This is a genomic window from Stenotrophomonas sp. HMWF003 (genome assembly GCF_003061285.1).
In the GTDB taxonomy this organism is placed as follows: Bacteria; Pseudomonadota; Gammaproteobacteria; order Xanthomonadales; family Xanthomonadaceae; genus Stenotrophomonas; species Stenotrophomonas maltophilia_AP.
Genome location: NZ_QAIW01000361.1, coordinates 396 through 1,405 on the forward strand (window position 1 = coordinate 396; position 1,010 = coordinate 1,405).

Consider the following 1,010-nt stretch of genomic DNA (forward strand, 5'->3'; position numbering starts at 1 on the left):
GAATGGCGCCTGGACAGGCGTGGGCCAGTGGCGCAAACGCCCCGGCAGCCGCTGATTGTACGCCCCTGCATGCGGACGCCCGCCCGCTGCGACCGATGGTCGCAGCCCGGACCGCGGCCGCCGGGTGGGCTCAGATGATGCCGCCGCCCAATCCCAGCCGGACGATGCCCACCACCACCACGATGCCGTTCAGCACCAGCCCGGCCCAGGCCCGGCCCCGCTTGGTGGGATGGGTGAACAGGATGCCCAGCGCGGCAATGACCGCGCCGACCGCCGCGAACGGGATCAGGAACCAGTTGCCCCAGCCCAGCAGCGGGATCAGGGCCAGCACCATCCACAGCAGGGCCAGGATGCCCCACAACAGACTGATCAATCCCATGCCAGGCTCCTTGAAATGACGGTGGCGCCACCATAGCCCAGATCCGGGCCGACGGCGCCGAACCTGACGCGTTCATCGGCGCATCCGTGCCGGCCATCGCCGCGGTGTCATGGCGATCACCTGCCCGGTGCTAGCGTAGGTCCCAGGACGTTGGCACCGATTCAGTAGCCAGCGTCGATGATCGCGCCACGGGCCACAGGTCCCTACCGAACAGGGGTGATGCATGAACATTCGAACGATTGCCGTACTCGGCGTGCTGCTGGCCGTGGCCGGCTGCGCCAGTACCTCCAAGGTGATGCTGGGCCAGGCGCGTGCGCCGGTGGACCCGGCCAGCGTGCAGATCTATTCAACCCCGCCGGCGGGCTCGGTGGAAATCGCCCAGCTGGAATCGTCCAGCGCGGTCGGTTTCGGCACCCAGGGCCAGACCGATGCGGCGGTGATGCGACTCAAGCGTGAAGCAGCCGCCCTGGGCGCCAACGGCGTGATCCTGATGGGCGTGGGCTCCAGCGGCTCGCCGGTGGGCATGTCAGTGGGTGGCGGCAGCTACGGCTCGCACGTGGGCGGCGGTGTCGGCATCGGCATTCCGACAACGCAGAAGCGCGCGGCCGGCGTGGCGATCTGGGTACCCAAC

Annotated in this window: 2 protein-coding genes; one reads left to right on the plus strand and one right to left on the minus strand. The window is 69.1% G+C overall.

All coding sequences use genetic code 11. The annotated features are described in order from the left end of the window. Window positions 1-130 precede the first annotated feature (130 nt). A complete protein-coding gene (locus DBR34_RS14695; RefSeq protein WP_128097341.1) occupies window positions 131-379 on the minus strand; it encodes a hypothetical protein in 249 nt (82 codons plus the stop codon). Between the two features lie 223 nt (window positions 380-602). On the opposite strand from DBR34_RS14695, the gene DBR34_RS14700 reads away from it, so the two are divergent. Then, a partial coding sequence (locus DBR34_RS14700; protein ID WP_128097342.1) for a hypothetical protein occupies window positions 603-1,010 on the plus strand: 408 nt, incomplete at its 3' end.